At 44.7% G+C, this 1,990-nt stretch carries 3 protein-coding genes; all 3 read right to left on the bottom strand.

Annotation, left to right across the window (positions count from 1 at the left end; translation table 11 throughout):
- Positions 1-169 precede the first annotated feature (169 nt).
- The 3 genes from QEH54_RS22690 to QEH54_RS22680 all read right to left on the bottom strand — a co-directional run bounded on the left by QEH54_RS22690 (position 170) and on the right by QEH54_RS22680 (position 1,884).
- Positions 170-595 carry a hypothetical protein gene (locus QEH54_RS22690; RefSeq protein ID WP_309021018.1) on the bottom strand — a complete coding sequence of 142 codons (426 nt, stop codon included), beginning with the start codon at positions 593-595 and terminating at the stop codon, positions 170-172.
- A 139-nt stretch (positions 596-734) separates the two neighbouring features.
- On the bottom strand, positions 735-1,205 hold the full coding sequence (locus QEH54_RS22685; RefSeq protein WP_309021017.1) for a WGR domain-containing protein: 471 nt from the start codon (positions 1,203-1,205) through the stop codon (positions 735-737).
- 40 nt (positions 1,206-1,245) lie between these two features.
- Positions 1,246-1,884, bottom strand: a complete 639-nt coding sequence (locus QEH54_RS22680; RefSeq protein WP_309021016.1) for a hypothetical protein — start codon at positions 1,882-1,884, stop codon at positions 1,246-1,248.
- Positions 1,885-1,990: the final 106 nt, after the last annotated feature.

Genomic DNA, 1,990 nt, shown 5'->3' with positions numbered 1-1,990 from the left:
TGGTGAATAGATTTGTAGAATACTCATTTGCGTGAACAAAACAGCTAAAGGCGAACAGAGCGAAATAGAGGAGTTTCATTGCGGTTCCTATTTTTAGCCAACGTGAAAGCCATACGCGTAGGTCAGCGCGGAGCGCTGGCCGGAGTTGTATGGGCTGACTGGTTAAGCATTATTTCTCTTCAAAATTTTCAATCTTTAGAAGTTTGTAGATCTCTTCTTTTCTTTTAATTTTTGGATCTTCTGGAGTCCGTTCGCCTACTTGGTTGGATAGTCCTATGAGGCGTCTAGAAGCTTTGTGGATATCTTCCCTAGCTGGCATGCCAAAAAGAAATCGGCACGATGAGTAGACGATTGGCGTCTGACTTTTTCTATAAAGATCACATGCGTTATCCCGAATCTTTTTTCTTAATTCTTCTCCTTCGGCGCCTTCTGCGAACATTCGATTCCAATAGAATTCAAGGATGTAAGCAGTTTGGCCAATTTCTTTTCGTAGGTCTAGGAGCGGCTCGACGAATCCTTTCAAGTAAATCTGCCCTAAGACGAAGATCGTGACTGCCGAGGCAACGGTCCAAAAAAAGGTCGAAGGGTCATTCATTTTTCTTTCTGCTTAACGTCAAAGCCACACGATGTCGGCTTCGGTTGAGGTTCCAAATCTGTTGAGGTTAAAATTCATGGGGTCGTGGCAAAAGGGGCGGGCGTTTGCCGACATTGTGTGGGCTGCCTTGTTAGCCTAATCATTCTTCGTAAATTCTAGTGTAATCTGAAAACTCTGTGTCTTTCAGGTCTTCTTCGATTACTGCTTTCGCTATGTCAAAATCCACAACAAAACAGCATGACTCCATGGTTCCGCTACCAATGCTTCCTCCGTCGTTGTGACCTAGACCTTTCCAACCTAAGGTTTCGTTCATTCTTGCATCTAGTCTCTGACGCTTGGAGACATCATCGACTGTTCCCATTCCTTCGACTGCGAATTCTATCAGTAGGACTTTTGTTTCTTCCTCATCGATGGGGGCGTAGCCCTCTTCAATCTTTTGATCTATTTCTTTTTGGATGACCTTCTCGGCTTTCTTCAGGAATGTGGATTTGATTTCCTTCGATGATCCTTGGGTACCCAACGCTCCCCAATGCACTGTGTGGGTTCCATCGTTCTCCCAAGTTTCCCAATACAGTTTTTCGGTGTCCGTTATTTTGTAGAGTTTAAGCATCTATTCTTTTTCTGGCTAACGTGAAAGCCATACGCGGAAGTCAGCGCGGAGCGCTGGCTGGAGTTGTATGGGCTGACTGGTTAGCATCTTCTTTCTTAACGAAACTTTCTTTGGCTTCGAATGAGGCGTACCCAAAAAGAGAATATGAGGCTACGACTACAGAGATCGTAATAGCTTGAAATGTGTGTCCCAACCATTTGAGCTTTTCTCGCGAGTAGGAATACTGAGATGCATAGGTCGTTCCAAAGCCTAATGCTGCGCAGAGTACCCCAATCGTGAAAAAGAATAGAGTAGAGGAAAGGTTCGAAATCATAATCTCGTATTTACTGTCCTTTGTGGCGAGATTTCCTATGAAGGCTAAGATTGCGACGGAAGCTCCGCCATTGATCAGTAGTGAACTCTTCAAGGCGCTTTGTCCTGCTAGGATTACGGATCTAAACATTTCGAGATCGCTTGAAACCGATGCATTGTAAGCTGCCAAATTTCTTTCGTTTTGTGCGGAAAACTCGGCTAGTCTCGTTTCCAGTTCTTTCTGTTCAATCTCCCCGTGAGCATCTATGTCCGCATCAAGATCGGCTAAGAATCTTTCTAGAGAGGAAACTTGTATTGTTTTCTGCTCGGAATCTTTTACTTCGCCAATTGCTCGTTGGATCTCGTTGATTATCTTTTTGGCGTTCATTACTTTTTGCTAACGTGAAAGCCATACGCGTAGGTCAGCGCGGAGCGCTGGCCGGAGTTGTATGGGCTGCTTGGTTGGGCTGGTTTGTTTCTTTCGGTTGATTCTC

The organism is Pelagicoccus sp. SDUM812003 (assembly GCF_031127815.1).
Lineage (GTDB): Bacteria > Verrucomicrobiota > Verrucomicrobiia > Opitutales > Opitutaceae > Pelagicoccus.
This window is presented reverse-complemented; position numbering and strand designations above follow the sequence as displayed.

Excerpts from the sequence above, each read along its gene's own strand:
- QEH54_RS22690 (WP_309021018.1), bottom strand. The coding sequence starts at position 595 with ATGAATGACCCTTCGACCTTTTTTTGGACCGTTGCCTCGGCAGTCACG.
- QEH54_RS22685 (WP_309021017.1), bottom strand. The coding sequence starts at position 1,205 with ATGCTTAAACTCTACAAAATAACGGACACCGAAAAACTGTATTGGGAA.
- QEH54_RS22680 (WP_309021016.1), bottom strand. The coding sequence starts at position 1,884 with ATGAACGCCAAAAAGATAATCAACGAGATCCAACGAGCAATTGGCGAA.